We start from the raw sequence: 19,790 nt of genomic DNA, 5'->3' as shown, positions 1-19,790 counted from the left end.
GCCCTTTTTGCATTTGTTTTCATTGCGGTTTTATATCGCTAGAACAGCTGAACTTCGTCTTGCTCAAGCTTCTTTTGCTCCTGTTCTTGCTGTGTATCCACTTGCGGATGTTTAAACACATAAGGCGCTAAAAACGCAGTAAACGGGATAGTAAGCACAATGCCTACACTGCCCGCTAACGCATTCACCACTGCAAGTCCCACCAGCGGCATATTCATAAACTGGCTCGCTGGCATGTTAAGACCCCACACCATCATGATAGTCGTCAATGAGCCACCAGCAAACGCCAAAATCAAGGTGTTAGTCATGGTGCCCATGATGTCTCGACCAATGTTCATCGACGCTCTAACCAACTGCTTTGGTTTGAGTTTCGGGTCGGTTTGTTGCAGCTCCGCATACGCCGATGCAATCGAAATCGCAACGTCCATAACAGCGCCAAGTGCAGCAACGACAATCGTCACGAACATCAACCAACGGATGCCCATCTTTACCGACGTTAGGTAAATCACGTCTTCGCCCTTGTCGAGGTAAATGCCCGACAAGTGCGCCATTTCACCGAACCACTGCGCCATTACACCCGCGGCGATCACACCCAATAATGTGCCGCCCATGGCACATAAACTCTTGCGGTTATAGCCAGAGACGAGAATAAAGCTGACCACGATGATCACCACCATCAGCAAAATACTAACCAGCATCGGATTCCAGCCAGCGAAAATACTTGGCACCAACACGCCAACAATCAATGCCGCGGTAAAATAGAGCGCGACCATAGAATTGATGCCCTCTTTCTTGCCAAAGCTCAGTAGCAGCGCACAGAACAGCACAAGCATAAGGTAAATCGCGTCTGAGCGTTTGTGGTTATACGCCCAATAAACGGTACCATTGGTGGTTTCGCGGATCATCATAATGAAAGTATCGCCTTCACCAACGTACACATTGTGCTGGCGACTAAGAGGATTGGTGACTTCCACCTCTAAACCTTCGCTCTCTCCCTCAAGGATTTTTGCCATGAAGACTTGCTTACCAGTCATCACATCCGGCACAAGCGGATCTGGCGCAACATGGTTTGAGATCGAACGCGTGACAGTCGCTTCAACAAACTCTTGTTGTTGACGAGATTTGGGACGGAAATCTTCACTCCACGAAGAAGAAAACTGAAAGATAAGCGTGGAGATAAGGGTAATCAGTAGGGTGAAACCCCATCGGTTATAGATTCTTTTGATCATGAAGCACTCTTCTACATCACTCACTAAACGGGCTTTGCCTCTGGTGAGTAAAATTAGGCGCGGTAAAGATTACCGCGCCCATATGCAGGATTAATGAGTTGGGTTACAACCTGCGACTTTCTCATCAAGCGTCGCCGCGTCTTTGTTAGGGTTAACAAAGTAGCTAGACGAATCATTGATGTTCACAGACTTAACAATTGCAGGGTATTTCGGGTTTTCCAAATCAATCGAGACACAGATTTCCATGTTCTTCAATTGATCCCACAGCGCCTTGCCTTTACCTTCTCTTAGTGTCGTAATTTCACCACTTGGCAGGTATTGCGTGAACGACCAGTTACCAACGTTGCCATTAAAATCTGCCACGTTGATGCCTTTGTTCTTCTCAACATAAGCCGTCAACATATCGCGGATTGCGTATACCGGCTCATTCACTGAGTCGTAGAACACGTCATCTTTGCTCGCCCAACCAAACTTCTGGATTTGCGAACCAAAGCGGTAGCTGTTCATTGCCACTTTGTAAGTTGCATTAGGATCGAACTGTTCACCGCCAATGCTAGTGATGTTGACGCGGCTGCCTTCATTCGTCACTGTATTGTTTTCATCCAGCTCAAGAGACGGCTTACTCAGATCCACAGTAAATTCGATATCACCATCAAATTGGTCGTATAGGTAAGCAGGAGCGCCTTTCTTGAACGAAACGGTAATATCACCCGGTTGGTATTGGTTGAAGTAAGAGTAAGACCATTCGATGAAGCGTTTTAGGTTGGCACCTGTCATCTCCACACCAAGCAAAGTGTTGTCGTATTTATACAAGTTAGTCGACTTACCTTTGGTGTACACTTCGTTGTCTATTAAGTTAGATTGATCAGAGAACAGAGATGCTGCAGAGACTATCGCGCCGTTACCTTTACCCATCGCCGCTTCGATTTGCTGCATTTGGATTTGGTTAATCACATCCATCAATGGTGTATCAACCACTTTCGCAAGGTGAATCGTCGAGTACAGGCGCTCTGCGGTGTAGTTGTAATCCGTCGCGGTCGCTTCATCTGGGAAGCCTGATGCGCTTGGTGTGAAGTTGCCCGTTACACGACCAAGCTCGCGCGTCGCGTCTTCAACCGAAATATCATGCACGTATTGGAATTTCGCTTGTAGAGCCTGCTCTTCTTTGACCTTCTTCGTGCCGATGTTGGTTAACGTGGTGTCTTCCATTGTCCACTTACCATCGACTTTCTTCAGTTGAATCTCAGCTTTGGCAAGGTAAGCACCCCACTTACCTGGCTCAATGATTTTCACGCTTTGTGCTCGGTTATCTTGAGTGTATTCGCCAGACTTGGCTTTATCTTCAATCAACGTATTTTCGCCGCCGATTTCTGATGTTGATTTGCTGATTGGTGTGACTGTGCCGTCCGCATTCACTTGCTCGATGTAGTTCGCGTGTTCGTGACCCGCTAGAATAACGTCGAATTTATCCGCCATTGCAGACGCAATTTCATAAACGCCCACACCACCGTCTTCTTGGCGACCAAGGTGAAGCGCACCCACAATCACATCTGGATTGTACTTAGACACCAGTTGATCAACCGCTTCTTTGGTTGCGTCCAATTCGTTCTCAAACTTCAAACCTTTGAAGTGATCCGGAGCTGAGGCTTCCCAGTTCGGCACGTTCGATGGCGTTAGACCAACGATCGCCACTTTCACACCTTCCACTTCAAACATTTGGAACGCGCGAATGTAGTTCACATCGTTACTTTCCCACTTGATGTTAGAAGACAGGACCGCACCATTAAAATGATCGAGGTTGCGATCGACAAACGAACGCTCAAAGTTAAATTCATGGTTGCCTGGTACCCAAACATCAAAGCCAAGAGAGTTCATGCTCTCAACCACAGGGTGAGTTGGGTCATCGTTGAATAGCTGCGCGGAGTTGCCCTGAACCGTATCACCGATATCAATCAGGATCATATTTGGATGTGCCGCTTTTTGGCCAGCAAGCAAGGTTGCGATGCGGGTAATACCAGCGTCATCGTCTACGGCATTTAGCGCATAGTCAAAACCAAACAAGCGACCATGTAAATCCGATGTCGCCGCGATAGCAATGGTGACTTCGTCATCTTGCGTTGCTTCACCTTTGACGACGACGTCAGGTGTGTTAGTTAGCGTTTTACCCTCTGCGACCACTGGACTGTAATCTGATGGTACCTCTACGTATTTGGTTTCATCATCGTTACAACCAGCCATCAAGCCGACAACTGCAATACAGATTAGGCTTCGTTTAAATAAAGTCATCTCAATTCCTTCCAGATTATTTTTTTATATATATTTTCGGAAGGGGCCCTCTTCCCAAAACCTCAAAAAGGGTATGGATATTATTTGAAATTTTTGAGAAGCAAACGTTTCAATGCTTATAAACCATGCAACTAAGTTACATTTTTCTTTGAACATGAACAAAGATCACAATCAAGGGGATGAGAGAAATGGTCAATGAAAATGCTTTTCGAATCAATGTATTGATAAAATAAATAATAGAAAATTTTACCAATCAACCCTGATTCATTTATAGCGATAGAAAAAAGCTGGCATAAACGCCAGCTTTTTAAAAATAGACTACTTGATGTGGTCCCAAGAGATATTGGAGACAATTCGGCAATCGTCACACTTAAAGTAGAAGATGTCGTGTAACGGTTCGTCTAGTAACCAGTCACCACCACATTTGGGACACTTGCGCGCTTTTTCCGCTTCCAGTGACTCACCACCAACTCGGTATTGGTAGTAATAAGTCGGGATCTTGGTGATGTATTCAATACGACCACGCAAATCCCAACCTCGACGGAACAGCACACTGTCAGCGTCGCAAATTTCATGCAGCGCAGCGTGTTCAGCACGACAGCCACCTGCCATTTGGATTTCATCACACGCTTGCCATTCGGTTTGCCATTTCACCACCGCTTTGTGGTCACCATTCAACGTAGCACCATTACGGTAAAGTGGAATTGGTAACAGTGTCTCGCCGCTGCGCAGTGGAGAACAAGTATGAACGTACGTGGTGTACAGCACTTGCCAGCTAGGTGTCTCTTCTTCCGCCGCTTCTTCTGAGTTCAAATCACGACCCAACATGCGCATTTTCGGCGCAAGCAACGAGGCTTCCGACAAACGATTCATGCACACTTTGACGAAATCAGAATGGTAACGAGGGTGCAAACTGTCTTGCTCTGGGCAAACCACGCGAACATAAAACTCGCCATCACCCATCACGATAGGAAACTCACGACCAAGCACCTGACCGTTATAGCGCAATGCGTCCATCAAACCATTAATCGCTTTATCAACCGCGCTTACGGTAGTGTTATCAAAACACTCAAACTGCAACTCAACAACGTACATGCTTACACTGCAGCCTCTAGTTTGCTTAGAAACTCGGTGAGCGTCTCAGCCAGTACGTCGCGTTTGTCTGAGCCTAAGCGCTCAAGAATCACATTACCGGTTAAGTTACAGATAGAAATAACATCCAACTCTGCATCTGTCGCTGCGATAAATACCGTCGGCTTTAATTTTAGACGGCGCTGAGTGACTAGATGACCAAGAATATTTTCTTGCAGACGAGTAAAGTCATCATCACTCCATACTTGCAGCAACGTCAGTTCGTTACCTTGCCAAGTTGCGTCCATATCAGCGCTGTACTGAGAACCGTAAAAGGTTTTGATGTCTTCATGCAGCGTCAGCTCAATTGCGTTCTCAACGTTAGTGAAATCCGCCATTTCTTCACGTGGGAATGCTTTCCACAATACGGCCCCGTCGCGTTTCTCTTCTACACATGGAGAAACAAGATCAGCAAGCTCTTCACTGCGTGGCAGTTCGTTATGCTCGTCTTGCCAAGCTTGTTGGTAGCGCAGGCTAAAGTCCTGTAGAGCCTGAGTAACGGTTTGGGTCATGAAGGTCTCCTGGTTAGTTTTTATCAGGTCGCGGTATCTGCCGGATGGCAATTAATCAGCGGATTCAGTAAAATTCTCGCCATTCTAATCGAAAATGACCACAAAGTATGAGCAAATATTCTGACGCTAAAGAGCTTGCTGGCCTAACTCTGGGTAAAAAGACCGAGTACGCAAATCAATACGACGCAAGCTTGCTGCAACCTGTACCTCGCAGCCTAAACCGTGATGACCTTGAACTTGGCGACAGCCTACCGTTTATGGGTCACGATATTTGGACGCTGTACGAGCTATCTTGGCTAAACAGTAAAGGCTTGCCTCAAGTTGCCGTTGGCGAAGTCTACATCCCAGCAACCAGCGCAAACTTAATTGAGTCAAAGTCGTTCAAGTTGTACCTAAACAGCTACAACCAAACGCGTTTTGCTACTTGGGAAGAAGTCACTGAGCGTTTAGCGCAAGATTTATCAGCATGCGCTGGCGAGCAAGTACTTGTGAAAGTGAATCCAGTTAGTCACTACACCAACCAACCTATTGTCACGATGGAAGGTGAATGCATTGACGATCAAGACATCGAAATCACTAGCTACGACTTTGATGCAGCGCTTCTAGACGGCGCTGCAGGTAACGAGCAAGTGGAAGAAGTACTTCACAGCCATTTACTAAAATCAAACTGTTTGATCACCAACCAGCCAGATTGGGGCAGCGTAGAAATTCGCTACCAAGGCGCTAAGCTTGATCGTGAGAAGCTGCTTCGCTACTTGGTTTCATTCCGTGAACACAATGAGTTCCACGAGCAATGTGTTGAACGTATCTTCACTGACTTGATGAAGTACTGCCAACCAACGAAGCTAACCGTATTCGCACGTTACACGCGTCGTGGTGGTTTGGATATCAACCCTTACCGCTCAACGGAACAAGACAAGCCAGCGCACAATAATCGCATGGCTCGTCAATAATCTGAGTACTTAATCAAAAGCGAATGAGCTAAATACTCAACACTCATTGCTTAAATACTCAAAAACGCCCAGCTATCTGTTGGATTGCTGGGCGTTTTTCTCTAATATTGTTTATTCAAAAACGACACAGTTCGAGGGAACGAAAAGGATGTTTTGGGACAGTTCGCGCCTATTAAGGCTGATTGGCTTTCTTTGCTTATTGTTAGCACAGCCACTTCACGCGACCATTTTATCTTCCGCTTTGCTCAATGAAGCTCAGCAATTAGCTGAGATCGAACCTTCACAAGCAAAACAAGCGGCCAAAAACTACCTTTTGCAACGCGAGCTGATTGAACGCCAAGAGAATGGCAGCCCTTCCGCGATGTCTCGTGAAGAGACCGACCGCAGTATCCGCACCCCGAGCAGCACGATTGAGGCGCACAAAATCATTGCACAAGCCGATTATGCAATGGGCAACATTCGCTCTGCCATCAACAACCTTGATGAAGCAGAACGGCTAGCCAAAGAATACCAATTGCCGTACATGAATCTGGATGTGCAACTAATGCGCAACCAAATGATTTGGATGTACGACAAAAACTACGCCGCAGCAGAACAAAAACTCGACCAGATCGAAAAGCAGATTGAAGAAGCAAATCCGGTTTTACAGCGTACCGACAGCGTTCGTTACCGCTTAGTGATGCAACGTGCCTTGCTCGCAGCAAACAGCGGTGACTCCGTAAACGCTGAGCGTTTGTATGCTAAAGCTAAAACCATGTTGGAAGACAATCGCTCAGATCTGACTCTGATTGACTACCACACAGCGGTAGGCGAATTTTACCTCAACAACAAGAAATACAACCTCGCGCTTTCAGAACTGCTTTACGGTTACTGGCAATCTATCGAGAGCGACAGTGGAGCCAGACTAGCAAAGGTTAACCGTCTATTAGCTCGACTATTCCAAGAGCGCCGCGTTTACGACAAAGCAATTGAATACCTCTCTCAGGCGGCGGACTTTTACGACAGTTACCCAAGCTCCCCAATTTTGGCTGACGTGCTAGAACAGATGGGCGATATCTACTTCTACCAAGGTAAGTTCAACCTCGCGCTGGTGCATTACTTCAATGTACTTGATCACGACAGCACCAGTAAGAATATCAACCGCATCATTAAAATACGTTTGAGCCTAGCTGCCACTTACCTTCAGCTTTACAACTATGCGTTAGCAGAGCAGTACCTAGACCGTTCCAAAGACTTATTGGAATACGCTGATTTACCTCAGCTAGAAGCCAAAGCTGCACTGCTTAAATCAGGTCTGGCATACCATCAAAATGACAGTAAAGATGTGATCGTCAATGCCAAGAGAGCGCTAGACCTGATAGAGAAAGCACCAGAAGATACGGGCTTCATTAAACAACAAAGCTATCGCTTACTGGGTTTGGGGTATGAGCAAGCTGGCGAATACCAGTTATCCCTTCAAGCGTACAAAAAATACATCAGCCTAGTGCGCCTAGAGCAAAAGCAGCTTAACCAAATCAGTGAAGATGCCTTCCGCCAACAAAAAGAGTTTGCTGAGCAAAGCATCCACTATGTAGGTCAGGCAGACAAGCTAGCTCAAGTTGAAATGGAGCATCGTAAATTCCAAAAGATCTCGTTCGCACTGTTTATTACCGTTTTGGTGATGTTCTTATTCATCATGCGTCGTGGTGTTATCAACCAACGTCAAACAGCTGAGATTGAAAAGCTGCGTAATGATCTGTTCACTCACTCTCGCTCACGCCTGCGTAACTTACGTATGCTCAACGTCAAGCTATCGCGTTCATTGAAGAAGTCGAGCGACACATTCGAACAATGGCAAATGGGTGAACTTATCCACGAGCCGTTGAATGACCGCTTACGCTTTGTGATGATCGATTTGCCATTCTTGCGCAGCATGTACGTTCAACATGGTTACAAAGCTGGCTTAGAGTTAGAACGTGCATTTGGTGAGTTCCTAGCAGAACGCATTCAGAAGCCAACACGTTTGTACCATTTCTCAGATGCAAACTTGTTGTACATTGAGCCAAATGCCGATCGCGATGCCTCCGCAGAAGCCACCTTTGATAAATTCCAAGGCTGGGTGGACGAGTTCGCAGCACAGCACAACGTTAATCGTATCATTCGCATGGGCATCAGTGATTACCCATTCTTGCCGCGTGCTTACACCGCGATTAACGATGAAGAACTGCTCGATCTACTGTTGCTTGCGACACACATTGCACGTGAAGTTAGTTTGAAAGATAAGCACAGTCATTGGGTATTCTTAAAGGCCATTGATAATGCACCTGCCGCGAGCTTTGCAACCGGTGACATAAGGACAGCTTGCCAACATGCCATCAATCAAGGGCTAATAAAGATTCATTCTTCGTACAAGAATGAGGACGACATCAAAAAAATATTAAAAAACGGATAATTAAACAACGGTTGAGCGTGATCAGTGATGACGCTATAAAGTTTTTTGTTATTATCAAATAATCGTCAGTAGTACATGGACTTAACCGTAGTCACTTCATGGGAATCTTGGAATCCGATATTCAGTCGCAGCTTCATCAGCTGAGTTGTCAACTTGACCAACTCAGGCTGACTCATCGTGATACTTCGCTCAAATTTCAACGTGAGCAGCAAGTTCTTAAGCGAGTTGTGGCATCATTGTCTTCTGCTTGTCAGGGTTCAAACTCTCAAGTATCCAACTACCTGCGCGAAATTCAGCAAGAGCTTGAACATCATAAAGATGTAAGTACGCTGATCCCTCGCTTAGCAGTGCTAGAAAGAATGCTCAAACAGCAATCTAAGACGATGGAAAAACAAAACGGTTATCTCGACGAACAAATCAAACACAGTGGTGAAACGCTTCAACGTATCACCGGCTTGCCTGCGCAGTTAAAACGTGAATTGCGTAACCTGATGAGCTTCTCGGAAGTCCATGCTGGTAAGAAAGTCGATCAAGCCACTAAGCTACTGAGCATCTACGAGCGCGCACTCAAGATAATCACCTCTAATTCACGCCTTAACCTAGGCGAGCTAGAACACGGTCCTGATAAGTCACAACTGGAATGCCTTGCAAGCGATCTACAACACACCATCACGGAACTCGATTTTGAAGGTGAGTCTGGCGATCAACTGTTGGATATTCGCGCTAAGTTACTTTTAGGTGTCAATGCTGAATCTCTGATTGAATTAACGCTACACACATTAAAACTGGTCGTGGAAGCGACCAAGTACGAGCGTAAATCATCAGAACAGTTCCTAGAACAGTTGAACACGTCACTGTCTAGCAATCTCAAAACCGTTCATCAGAATGTTGACCAGCACCAAACTTACTTTGAGCATCGTCAAGAGCTGAACGCTGAGATGACCACTTTGGTTGAACGCAGCCAAGAGTCTCTTGAGCAAGCTCAAGACTTAGACGAGTTAAAAGGCGAAGTTTCGCCACTGCTGGCAAAAATGGCATCACTGACTGAACGCTTGAGAATGACAGAAGAGCGTGAGCAAGCACTTCAAGAACGCCTAAGCTACAGCAAAAATCAATTGGAAGCAGTGTTCGAAACGACACAAGATTACCGTCGCCGCTTGGAAGACCAAGCTCAGCGTATGCTGCTTGATCCTCTTACAAAGGTCTACAACCGCACGGCTTTTAACGATCGTTTAGAGCTCGAATATCGTCGTTGGATTCGCTCACAGCAAAACTTGCGCGTGGTGCTGTTTGACGTGGATAACTTCAAAGCGGTCAATGATAGCTACGGTTACACAGCTGGTGACAAGGCGCTAAAAATCATTGCCCGCACGATGAACAAGCGGATTGCAGATACGGAAACCGTAGCGCGTTTTGGTGGTGAAGAGTTCATCTTGCTGATCCCGGAACAATCAGAAGAATACACGCTTGAGTTGATGAAAAACATTCAACGTGACATTAGCAAATTACCATTCAAGTTCCGTGAACAAAACATCATGATCACCTTAACTGCGGTTTCTACATCATTTAAAGAAGCAGACAACCCAGAATACGTCCTCGACCGTCTTGGTAACATGCTAAAAGACGCCAAACAGCGTGGTAACAACCAAGTCAACTGGAACTAAAAAGCGTTCAAAAAACAATCAAACGAACACTTTTTACGTGCTGTTTTGTCATATTGCCTCAAATTTTCAACGAGTTATCACGTTTCTCCTCTTCCAGTCTGCTAAGCTGTTTAAACGCTATAAACAAAGTCTGCCAACCACTGAGTAGAACGACACGTATAAGCTAAGTAGGTGAGTTGGTTTCTTCCCTCAAAGAAAGCACTAGCAAGGAGGCCTTATGATTACCCATATAAGCCCCGCAGGTAGCATGGATTTGCTATCACAACTGGAAGTTGAACGTCTTAAGAAAACCGCATCAAGTGAGCTTTACCAGCTCTATCGCAATTGTACGCTCGCGGTCCTCAACTCTGGTAGCCATACCGACAACTCAAAAGAGCTGTTAGATAAATACCTATCGTTTGATGTGAACGTAGTTCGACGCGAACGCGGCATCAAGCTTGAGCTTGCCAACCCGCCAGAACATGCGTTCGTTGACGGAGAGATCATCAAGGGCATTCAAGAGCACTTATTCTCTGTTTTACGTGACATCGTGTACGTAAACATGCATTTGGCGGACAACCAACGTCTTAACCTCACCAATGCCACGCACATCACCAACCTTGTATTTGGCATCTTGCGTAATGCTGGTACGTTGACGCCCGGCATTGAGCCGAACCTTGTGGTTTGTTGGGGTGGTCACTCAATCAACGCGACAGAGTACCAATACACTCGCGAAGTGGGTAACGAGTTGGGTCTACGTGAACTGAACATCTGTACGGGCTGTGGTCCTGGTGCGATGGAAGGTCCAATGAAAGGCGCAGCGATTGGTCACGCCAAACAGCGTTATACCGAGCAGCGTTACCTTGGCTTGACAGAGCCTTCAATCATTGCGGCTGAGCCACCAAACCCAATCGTGAACGAGTTGGTGATCATGCCAGACATCGAGAAACGTCTCGAAGCCTTTGTTCGCATGGCGCACGGCATCGTTATCTTCCCTGGCGGTCCGGGCACCGCCGAAGAGTTGCTGTACATCTTGGGTATCATGATGCACCCAGAAAATGCCGACCAACCAATGCCTATCGTACTTACAGGTCCGAAAGAGAGTGAAGCCTACTTCCGCTCAATCGATGCCTTTATTGCCGATACATTGGGCGAAGAAGGTCAGAAGCACTACCAAATCGTGATTGATGATCCAGCAGAAGTTGCTCGTATTATGAAACGCTCAATGGACGAGGTTCGTCAGCATCGTAAAGAAAAAGGCGATGCGTATAGCTTTAACTGGTCGCTAAAAATTGAGCCAGAGTTCCAACTTCCGTTTGAACCAACTCATGATGCGATGGCAAGCCTAGATCTGCATTTGAACCAACAACCTCAAGTTCTGGCTGCAAGTCTGCGCCAAGCCTTCTCAGGTATTGTTGCTGGTAACGTTAAAGCGGAAGGGATTCGAGAAATCGAACGCAAAGGTCCGTTTACCATCAATGGCGACCCAGTCTTGATGAAAAAACTCGACAAGCTGTTGAAAGACTTCGTAGAGCAGCACCGCATGAAACTGCCGGGTGGCACTGCGTATGAACCATGCTACCGTATTGCCCATCGAGAAAATGGTGGTCGATAGATAACTCAGCTTTCGTTACACTAGGGGCATTCCGCCCCTTTTTTATTGCTAAGTCATTATGTCTATTCATCTTGTTATCATTGATGCCCTAAACCTGATCCGCCGCGTGCACTCAGCACAACCCGATCCAACTGACATAGCAAGAACCATCACAACGACAGGCAGAACGCTGACTCGCATCCTATCTGAGGCGCAACCTACGCACATCATCGCGGTATTCGATCACCACGAGCAAGACCGAGGTTGGCGCGCGGAAATCCTTCCAGACTACAAACAAAACCGCAAACCTATGCCAGAGCCCCTGATGCAAGGTTTAGACGCAATTCAACAAGCGTGGTGGGAGCAAGGCATCGACTCACTGCTATCTGAAGGTGATGAAGCGGATGACTTAGTTGCAACCCTCGCCACTAAAGTCGCAAGTCACGGAGAGAAAGTCACCATCGTCTCCACCGACAAAGGTTATTGCCAATTGTTGTCCCCAACTTTGCAAATCCGAGACTACTTCCAACATCGTTGGTTGGATGAGCCGTTTATCGAAAAAGAGTTTGGCGTGAAACCCACTCAGCTTGCCGACTACTGGGGTTTAACAGGGATTAGCTCAAGCCAAGTACCGGGTGTACCCGGTGTTGGTCCAAAAGCCGCTAAGGAAATTCTCACTCAGTTTGAGGACATTGAAGCGGCATACGCAAGTGAAGAGCTGGTACCGAAATATCGTAAGAAGCTGGATGAACACATTGAATCTGCACGTCTATGCAAACGAGTAGCAGCGTTGAAATGCGACATCGAGCTCGGCTTTAACCTGCAAGACATTCGCTTTACCGGACCAAATAAAGCCGAGTAAGTGCATCTCTTTTACGCTGCTAGTTTTGGGTTAGACAACACGTTTATAAAATCTGTTGTGTAACCCTTTACATTCACAGCAATGATATTTACCTCATCATTAACCTACAAGATACTGATTAGTTTATAAGCTAATTCACAGTCTTAGTGAGTAATTTCATTATTTTCAAATCTCCCAATAACGGAGAAAAATAATGAAAAACATCATCTTAGTATCTTTAGTCACGCTCCTATCCTTCCCTACTCTTGCTGAAACTTGCGGTCAACACCTTGATAAAGGTATGCCTTCAACCAACAGTGATCAGTTCCTCTGCCGAGATGGCTATGCGGTTGGGTACAACTACGACACCAAAAACGCAGACTGGGTTGCTTACCACATTACCGCGGAAAGCGTGAATATCACCAACAAACGCAGTAACTCCTTCAAAGAAGACACTGAAATGCCGGATTACGCGCGCTCTACCCTAGCGGACTACAAAGGCTCTGGTTACGACAGAGGACACCTTGCTCCGTCAGCGACAATGGACTTCACCCGAGAGTCAATGAAGCAGAGCTTTTTGATGAGCAACATGTCGCCTCAACTTCCGGGGTTTAACCGAGTTGGTTGGCGCGTTCTAGAAGAACATGTTCGTGATCTCGCCAATGAATACAACGAACTTTATGTGGTGACTGGACCGATTTACCAAGGCAACGAAGGAACAATCGGTAATGGTGTGGTGATCCCGAGCGCGTTTTACAAAGTCATTCTTGATCCAAGCTTTGATGAAGCCATTGCGTTTATTGTCCCGCATCGTGATGTTTCAAGCTCAGAGTTAGCCAACTTTATTACCACTATTGACGAAGTTGAACGTCAAACTGGATTAGACTTTTTTGCTCAAACGCCAGATAGCATCGAAGACAACATGGAATCAGTAAAATGGGAAGAGATGTGGCCTACCAGCAACTAAGTAATGGTCATGGTTCTTAAACCGCAATAAAAAAGCGCCTGCATTAGGCGCTTTTTTGAACATGTTCAACCACATAGAAACGATAGCTTAGTGTGGTGAGATATTAGACAGACATTGAATGTGAATCGTGATCTCTTCGCGGTCATGGTATAGGTGCTTCGCTTGCAGCTTGAATTTCACCTTGTTCTCAATCAGGAACATTTTTAGGTTTTCAAGATCTTGCAGCACTTCATCGTAACGACCTTTCATTGGAAGCTTAAGGTTGAAAATCGCTTCTTTCGCCCAACCTTTTAGCAGCCATTGCCCCATAAGGTGCGCAACGCGTGCTGGCTTCTCAACCATGTCACATACAATCCAAGTAACGTTCTTACGGTCTGGTTCAAATTTAAAGCCATCTACCATGTGGTGTTTAATTTGACCCGTTTCCATTAGGCTATCCGCCATCATGCCGTTATCCACACAGTGAACAAACATCGAACGTTTCACCAATTGGTAAGTCCAACCGCCCGGACAAGCACCTAGGTCGACACCCCACATGCCTGGAGCCAAACGCTCATCCCATTCCTCACGCGGAATGAAGACGTGGAATGCTTCTTCTAATTTCAGCGTAGAGCGGCTTGGTGCATCTGAAGGGAACTTAAGGCGAGGAATACCCATGAAGAACTGCGAGTTGTTGCCTGGGTATGAGTAACCCACGTAACAATGACCCGGAGCCACAAAGCAAATATGCAGTACTGGCTTCTTCGCGTTGTCTTTGTTCCACATCAGACCTTTACCACGCATCGCCTGACGCATTGGTACCGTGAACTTGCGGCAAAACTTCAATAACTCTTTCGCTTCGTTAGTATCGGGAGTTTCAATACGCAGATCGCCACAACGTGGGAATGCTTCGATTTCAGACAATTCAGCAAGAATTGGGCTGATACGGTCATCGCTTGGTAGCGCTTCGAACTCGGCAGCCACAGCAAACATCTGACGTGCAAAAATCAGTGCGCTAAAGTCTAAGCCTTTTGCTAGCTTATCGGCGTCTCCATCTTGGTAACATTCGAAGACAACATAACCTGAGTTTTTCTTCACACGAGGGAAGCCATACACTTCCAATTGTGTTGCTTTGTCCTGAATTTCACCAGCACACTCTTTCTCAAAGCCAGAACGGCAATAGAGCATTAGTTGTTTCACTTGGAGACCTCTTTGATATTAAACGCAGCAAAAAAGAACAGACACCAACCGATCATGAACAAGAATCCTCCCATAGGAGTAATTGGTCCAAACCACTTAATGCCCGTCAGCGCCAGCGCGTAAAGACTGCCGCTAAAACAAAAGATGCCGATGATAAAGCAAATCGCCGCGATGAAAAAATACTTTTGTGCTTTTTGTCCCAAATTGAGCAACAGCAAAATCGCACAAAATGCGATAGCCAAAGTATGGATGAACTGATACAAAACGCCGGTTTCAAAGACGCCCAGTAAATAAGGCGATAACTTTGCTTTCAAACCATGTGCAGCAAATGCACCTAGCGCCACTGATGTTAAGCCAGAAAGACCAGTAAATGAGAGTAACCACTTACTTTTCACAGGACACCTCTTTAATAAATGTCGCTAACTGCTCCACTGTTGAAGCAATGTTACCTGCCTCTGTATAGCCAGAGCTCTTGCGTGGCTTAAAGCTGTGGTCACCGTCTGGCAGAAAGCTCACTGTGACCTGCTCTGATAATGCAAAGCCTTCGAACTCTTCGCGCTTGCCGAATGTATCGCGCTCACCTTGCAGGATTAAAGTTGGCTTTTCGATACTCGCTAAATGCTCGCCTTTGTATTTCTCTGGTTTACCGGGAGGATGAAAAGGGAAACCTAAACAGGCAACACCCGCCACCAGCGCATTATCGGCGAGTAAGCTCGACATACGCCCACCCATCGACTTACCGCCAATCACAATAGGTTGAGAAGTAAAGTGAGCGATCACTTCTTCATAAGCTTCAAGAAGTTTTGGGGCACGATCTGGCGGACGCTTCTTGCCATCTTCCGCTCGCTTAACCATATAGGGGAAGTTAAAACGCACCACGCGTATACCCTGCTCAACTAATCCTTTGGCGACGGCAGTCATGAAATCGTGTTCCATGCCTGCCCCTGCGCCGTGAGCAAAAATAAACAGCGGTCCGTTTTCAGGTCCCTCAGCTATCCAATGGCTCATCCAATACTTCCTCTTGTTCTTTTCTTGCAGTTGCTAGCATCCAGTCCCTAAACGTCGCGATACGTCCCATATCCGCTTGCTGTTCGTGACACACCACATAGAAGGCATTCTTCGACACCAATACCTCATCAAATGGCGCGATTAAGCGTCCCGCTTCCATTTCAGGTTTGGCTAGCACGTTGTTACCTAGAGCGACACCTTGCCCGTGCGCAGCAGCTTGAAGCACCATGGTCGAGTGACTGAAAATAGGACCATGGTTCACATTGATGCCTTCGATATTCTGCTGGCGAGCGAACTGCTTCCAATCTTTACGAGAGGTATCATGTAACAAGGTGTGTAATTTAAGGTCACTTAGAGATTCTAATGGTTTGTTACCTAAAAGTAACGAAGGTGAACAAAGTGGGATCAAAAACTCTTGGTAGAGTTTATCGGCACGCAAACCAGGCCAGTTACCACGACCATAATAGATAGCTACATCAACATCATCAGTCAGTGAACCTTCGTCCATATCAACCGCTTTAATACGCACATCGATGTCCGGTTCTTGGGCATTAAAATCCGCCAAGCGAGGTACCAGCCATTGGATTGCAAAACTTGGTGGCAAACTGATGGTCAACGCACCTTTTTCACTACGTTCCAATACCTTATCGGTCGCTTCTGCAATCGAAGTGAAAATATCTTTGATGTCTAGAAAGTAACTTTGCCCCTCTTCCGTTAGCAACAAAGAGCGGTTGCGACGACGGAAAAGTTTCAAAGATAAGAACTCTTCTAACGCTTTAATTTGGTGACTCACTGCTGCTTGAGTAACAAACAACTCTTCAGCAGCACGGGTAAAACTGAGATGGCGAGCAGCCGCTTCAAAAACGCGAAGTGAATTCAACGGAGGCAATCTGCGAGACATTATGGGACCTCAAGTAGGATTAGTTTTTTTTATCTGAAACATTATAAAATGTCCGTTGCCGAACAGCCAGATAAATTCTATATTTCATCCCGCAACACGAGCCTGAACGGCTTGATTCCTTTTGTGAATCAATTGGCTTCGTTGTTGCGATGTTGTGTTTGCAAACTCGTATTTCGAGTTAGGTAGATTTCTACCATATGTTTTGTCCACACTCCCTGTGACAAAACAGATACTTCCTGTATTTATTTTGACCTGTCTGTCAAATTTCTTGCACCGCCTTATTAGGCGGTGTTTTTTTATCTAAAAAATCCCACTGTCCCTCTTCTTCAGAAATTGGTATCAACATCACCTTTTCATCCTGATTTCGGATTAATTATCGTTATATCAATACAAATCCCGAAGCGTGCGATTGAGCTCAATCTTATCACTTCATTAGGGAAAATTTTGCGCGTGCTAAAACGAAAAAAGCGCAAACTGATTTCTCAATTTGCGCTTTTGTGATTGTCAGCATTACAACGCGATTATGGGCGGTAAACCTTCACGTTGTTGAAACCTTGCTCTTGCAAGTAAAGTGCTTGCAGACGGCTCATCACACCACGGTCACAGTACAGTAGGTATGTCTTAGCTTGGTCTAGATCACCAAACTGAGTACCCAGTTTGTAGAATGGAATATGTTTAACATCAACACCATCGATTTCTAGTGGGTTATCGTCTTCCTCTTCAGGGCTACGGATATCCAATACGATTGCGTTTTCTTCTACTGCTTGTACTTGCTCAACTTCTGGTGCTGCTTCCTGTGACTCTTTTGCGATATCACGGATGTCCATCATACGAGCTTCTTGAACCACTTGCTCAAGGATGCTGAAGTCGAATTTCTCTTCTTCTGCTTCTAGCTTGCCTTTCACCGCTTTAACAGTTGGCTTCTTAGAGATAACACCACAGTATTCTGGCATCGTCTTCGCAAAGTCTTCTGTGCCGATTTCACGCGCTAGATTGATGATGTCTTCTTTATCCCAGTTGATCAGCGGACGCAGAATCAGAGTATCTGTTACGTTATCGATATGGCGTAGGTTAGTCAGCGTCTGGCTCGATACCTGACCCAGTGCTTCACCTGTTACCAATGCTTCGATCTTCATCTTCTGAGCAATCATACCTGCCGCACGCATGAACATACGCTTCAGGATCACGCCCATTTGGCCGTCATCAACTTTCTCTAGGATTTCTGCAACTACAGGCTCAAAATCAACTGAGATGAAACGTACTTTTGCTGAAGAACCGTATTTGTTCCATAGGTAGTGAGAAACCTGCTTAACGCCGATTTCATGTGCTGGACCACCTAGGTTAAAGAAACAGTAATGTACTTTTGAGCCACGTTTGATATGTAGGTAGCTAGAAACACCAGAGTCGAAACCACCCGAGATCAGGCTTAGTACGTCTTCTTGTGTACCTAGAGGGAAACCACCTAGACCTTTGTGACGTGCCAACACTTGGTTTAGCTTGTCGTTAGTCACTTCAACGTTGATCGTTACGTCTGGCTTACTTAGCTTAACTCGAGCGCTTTCTACCGCTTGGTTAAGACCGCCACCTACGTAACGCTCTAACTCAATAGAAGTAAAGTCGTGTTTACCACGACGCTTAGCACGCACTACGAAAGTCTTGCCTTCGATCAGTGAACTGCTTAGCTCCAACACTTGCTCGTAGATGTCGTGCAAGTCTTTGAATTCAGTTTGTTTTACTTCAAGAATATGGTGAATACCTGGCGTGTGCGTCAGGATTTCTAAAACTTCAGCGTGGAACTCGTCACTCTCAGAGGTCACTTCAATGTGATCACGACGGTTGAATACCGCGACAGACTCCGTACGGCTCTTAACGATGTTACGAATGTTGCACTCTAAAATCTTTGTGAAGCGCTTACGCACAGATTCACTTTTTACAAAAATTTCTGGATGGGGCTTTACAATAAATTTCATAGTCTAGTTCGCAGGTTAGTTTCGCAATCAACAATGAGTGATACTCCACCTCGATGCTTCATACGCAGCAAAAGTGCGTTTTGGTCATAAAAGGTAGCCTGAGCTCACTTCAAAGGCGCAAGATTATACACCTAAGCGAAATGGAATGACAAAAAAAGCGAGCTAACGCTCGCTTTTAGTATAAGAACAAATATCCGCTTATTGAATTACGGGCACTTCTTCGCTGTAAAGTGGTTCACCTTGCATGATGCTGATTTCAACACGGCGGTTAAGTGCGCGGTTTGCATCAGAATCGTTTGGCGCTAATGGCTCAGTATCAGCCATGCCTCGCACTCGTAAGCGTTGGTGCGAGAAGCCTCTTACTTTCTCCATCTCTTGGGCAACCGATACAGCTCGTTGCGAAGACAAGTCCCAGTTAGAACGATACAGCTCAGAATCCAGCGGTTGGTTGTCCGTATGTCCAGACACTCGAACAATACCCGGTACGTCTTTCACCAGTTCGGCAATCTGGCGTACTAGTGGTCTGAATTTCGGCTGTAAGAACGCCGATCCTTCAGGAAACGCGCCTTTCTCTCGCATTCGAATCACAATTTGCTGACCGAGGTTTTCTACTTCAATCGCGCCTTGCTCAATCTCTCGCTCCAACGCTTTCTTGATGCTTTCCATCAAGGTTTCCATCTCTTGCGACGTTTGTTCAGACTGCTGTTGTTGCATGTCTGCTTCTGCCGATTGATTGTTTTGCGTTGAAGTTTCTGGTGATTGTCCCCCCGTCAGCTTACCTTGGTCACGTTTAGTACCACCTGCTCGGTCAGATTCCCCTTCATGGAATTCCAACGTCTGCTGAGTGATGTCCATGGTTTGCTGCATGATGACATCAATTGGCGTCGGCTCAGGGCGACCCGGTCGAAATTCCTGAGCGATGATGCTGGTACCTTTTGGGATGTCCTTCACTTCAAGTTGGTTTTGTACACCAAAAGCGAACTTCATCGAGCCCGCAATTTGTTTGAACTTCAATACGTCCATTTCCGAAAACGAAAGCAGCAGTACGAAGAAACACATCAGCAGTGACATCAAGTCAGCGAATGTCCCCATCCACAGCGGGAGACCGGGTGGCGGACAATCACATTTGTTATCTTCATCCATCA

The 19,790-nt window shown here is 46.0% G+C and carries 16 protein-coding genes; 6 read left to right on the top strand and 10 right to left on the bottom strand.

What is annotated here, in order from left to right; all coding sequences use genetic code 11:
- Positions 1 to 38: 38 nt before the first annotated feature.
- From J4N44_RS03360 to syd, 4 genes are all read right to left on the bottom strand, one after another.
- Positions 39 to 1,229: a YibE/F family protein gene (locus J4N44_RS03360; RefSeq protein WP_009699859.1), complete on the bottom strand. Its 1,191-nt coding sequence runs from the start codon at positions 1,227 to 1,229 to the stop codon at positions 39 to 41.
- 90 nt (positions 1,230 to 1,319) lie between these two features.
- Entirely contained in the window at positions 1,320 to 3,515 is a 2,196-nt protein-coding gene (locus J4N44_RS03355; RefSeq protein WP_017188440.1) for a bifunctional metallophosphatase/5'-nucleotidase, read from the bottom strand.
- Between the two features lie 318 nt (positions 3,516 to 3,833).
- Positions 3,834 to 4,610 carry a Zn-ribbon-containing protein gene (locus J4N44_RS03350; protein WP_005447555.1) on the bottom strand — a complete coding sequence of 259 codons (777 nt, stop codon included), beginning with the start codon at positions 4,608 to 4,610 and terminating at the stop codon, positions 3,834 to 3,836.
- Between the two features lie 2 nt (positions 4,611 to 4,612).
- Positions 4,613 to 5,158 (bottom strand): SecY-interacting protein, encoded by a 546-nt coding sequence (gene syd, locus J4N44_RS03345; protein WP_005447560.1) that lies wholly within the window; start codon positions 5,156 to 5,158, stop codon positions 4,613 to 4,615.
- Positions 5,159 to 5,265: 107 nt separating this feature from the next.
- Here syd and queF point away from each other — a divergent pair, with 107 nt between their 5' ends.
- From queF to J4N44_RS03315, 6 genes are all read left to right on the top strand, one after another.
- Entirely contained in the window at positions 5,266 to 6,111 is an 846-nt protein-coding gene (gene queF, locus J4N44_RS03340) for an NADPH-dependent 7-cyano-7-deazaguanine reductase QueF (RefSeq protein ID WP_252044848.1), read from the top strand.
- Positions 6,112 to 6,259: 148 nt separating this feature from the next.
- A complete protein-coding gene (locus J4N44_RS03335) occupies positions 6,260 to 8,542 on the top strand; it encodes a tetratricopeptide repeat protein (protein WP_017188442.1) in 2,283 nt (760 codons plus the stop codon).
- Positions 8,543 to 8,640: 98 nt separating this feature from the next.
- Positions 8,641 to 10,206 (top strand): GGDEF domain-containing protein, encoded by a 1,566-nt coding sequence (locus J4N44_RS03330; RefSeq protein WP_005447568.1) that lies wholly within the window; start codon positions 8,641 to 8,643, stop codon positions 10,204 to 10,206.
- A gap of 217 nt (positions 10,207 to 10,423) precedes the next feature.
- Positions 10,424 to 11,800, top strand: a complete 1,377-nt coding sequence (gene ppnN / locus J4N44_RS03325; RefSeq protein WP_005447570.1) for a nucleotide 5'-monophosphate nucleosidase PpnN — start codon at positions 10,424 to 10,426, stop codon at positions 11,798 to 11,800.
- Positions 11,801 to 11,858: 58 nt separating this feature from the next.
- Positions 11,859 to 12,641 (top strand): flap endonuclease Xni, encoded by a 783-nt coding sequence (xni, locus tag J4N44_RS03320; RefSeq protein ID WP_005447572.1) that lies wholly within the window; start codon positions 11,859 to 11,861, stop codon positions 12,639 to 12,641.
- 193 nt (positions 12,642 to 12,834) lie between these two features.
- The gene (locus J4N44_RS03315) at positions 12,835 to 13,587 is read left to right on the top strand and encodes a DNA/RNA non-specific endonuclease (protein ID WP_009697728.1); all 753 of its coding nucleotides are present in this window, start codon (positions 12,835 to 12,837) and stop codon (positions 13,585 to 13,587) included.
- Positions 13,588 to 13,674: 87 nt separating this feature from the next.
- On the opposite strand, the gene rlmM is transcribed toward J4N44_RS03315, so the two are convergent.
- The 6 genes from rlmM to J4N44_RS03285 all read right to left on the bottom strand — a co-directional run bounded on the left by rlmM (position 13,675) and on the right by J4N44_RS03285 (position 19,788).
- On the bottom strand, positions 13,675 to 14,766 hold the full coding sequence (gene rlmM, locus J4N44_RS03310) for a 23S rRNA (cytidine(2498)-2'-O)-methyltransferase RlmM (protein WP_005447575.1): 1,092 nt from the start codon (positions 14,764 to 14,766) through the stop codon (positions 13,675 to 13,677).
- Positions 14,763 to 15,161 (bottom strand): DUF423 domain-containing protein, encoded by a 399-nt coding sequence (locus J4N44_RS03305; protein WP_005447577.1) that lies wholly within the window; start codon positions 15,159 to 15,161, stop codon positions 14,763 to 14,765. Before J4N44_RS03305 ends, rlmM begins: the two co-directional genes overlap by 4 nt.
- Positions 15,151 to 15,774, bottom strand: a complete 624-nt coding sequence (locus J4N44_RS03300; RefSeq protein ID WP_005447578.1) for an alpha/beta family hydrolase — start codon at positions 15,772 to 15,774, stop codon at positions 15,151 to 15,153. The genes J4N44_RS03305 and J4N44_RS03300 overlap by 11 nt, the downstream gene beginning before the upstream one ends.
- The gene (locus J4N44_RS03295; RefSeq protein WP_005447583.1) at positions 15,755 to 16,675 is read right to left on the bottom strand and encodes a transcriptional regulator GcvA; all 921 of its coding nucleotides are present in this window, start codon (positions 16,673 to 16,675) and stop codon (positions 15,755 to 15,757) included. Before J4N44_RS03295 ends, J4N44_RS03300 begins: the two co-directional genes overlap by 20 nt.
- 521 nt (positions 16,676 to 17,196) lie before the next feature.
- A complete protein-coding gene (thiI, locus tag J4N44_RS03290; protein WP_252044847.1) occupies positions 17,197 to 18,645 on the bottom strand; it encodes a tRNA uracil 4-sulfurtransferase ThiI in 1,449 nt (482 codons plus the stop codon).
- A 198-nt stretch (positions 18,646 to 18,843) separates the two neighbouring features.
- A complete protein-coding gene (locus J4N44_RS03285; RefSeq protein WP_005447588.1) occupies positions 18,844 to 19,788 on the bottom strand; it encodes a flagellar motor protein MotB in 945 nt (314 codons plus the stop codon).
- Positions 19,789 to 19,790 lie beyond the last annotated feature (2 nt).

The organism is Vibrio sp. SCSIO 43155 (assembly GCF_023716605.1).
GTDB lineage: Bacteria > Pseudomonadota > Gammaproteobacteria > Enterobacterales > Vibrionaceae > Vibrio > Vibrio harveyi.
Note: the sequence above shows the minus strand (reverse complement) of the source record. Positions and strands in the feature narration are given on the sequence as shown.

Coding starts and splice junctions, on each gene's coding strand:
- J4N44_RS03335 (WP_017188442.1), top strand. CDS start 6,260: ATGTTTTGGGACAGTTCGCGCCTATTAAGGCTGATTGGCTTTCTTTGC.
- J4N44_RS03360 (WP_009699859.1), bottom strand. CDS start 1,229: ATGATCAAAAGAATCTATAACCGATGGGGTTTCACCCTACTGATTACC.
- thiI (WP_252044847.1), bottom strand. CDS start 18,645: ATGAAATTTATTGTAAAGCCCCATCCAGAAATTTTTGTAAAAAGTGAA.
- J4N44_RS03300 (WP_005447578.1), bottom strand. CDS start 15,774: ATGAGCCATTGGATAGCTGAGGGACCTGAAAACGGACCGCTGTTTATT.
- J4N44_RS03330 (WP_005447568.1), top strand. CDS start 8,641: ATGGGAATCTTGGAATCCGATATTCAGTCGCAGCTTCATCAGCTGAGT.
- queF (WP_252044848.1), top strand. CDS start 5,266: ATGAGCAAATATTCTGACGCTAAAGAGCTTGCTGGCCTAACTCTGGGT.
- xni (WP_005447572.1), top strand. CDS start 11,859: ATGTCTATTCATCTTGTTATCATTGATGCCCTAAACCTGATCCGCCGC.
- J4N44_RS03295 (WP_005447583.1), bottom strand. CDS start 16,675: ATGTCTCGCAGATTGCCTCCGTTGAATTCACTTCGCGTTTTTGAAGCG.
- ppnN (WP_005447570.1), top strand. CDS start 10,424: ATGATTACCCATATAAGCCCCGCAGGTAGCATGGATTTGCTATCACAA.
- syd (WP_005447560.1), bottom strand. CDS start 5,158: ATGACCCAAACCGTTACTCAGGCTCTACAGGACTTTAGCCTGCGCTAC.
- J4N44_RS03350 (WP_005447555.1), bottom strand. CDS start 4,610: ATGTACGTTGTTGAGTTGCAGTTTGAGTGTTTTGATAACACTACCGTA.
- J4N44_RS03285 (WP_005447588.1), bottom strand. CDS start 19,788: ATGGATGAAGATAACAAATGTGATTGTCCGCCACCCGGTCTCCCGCTG.
- J4N44_RS03315 (WP_009697728.1), top strand. CDS start 12,835: ATGAAAAACATCATCTTAGTATCTTTAGTCACGCTCCTATCCTTCCCT.
- J4N44_RS03355 (WP_017188440.1), bottom strand. CDS start 3,515: ATGACTTTATTTAAACGAAGCCTAATCTGTATTGCAGTTGTCGGCTTG.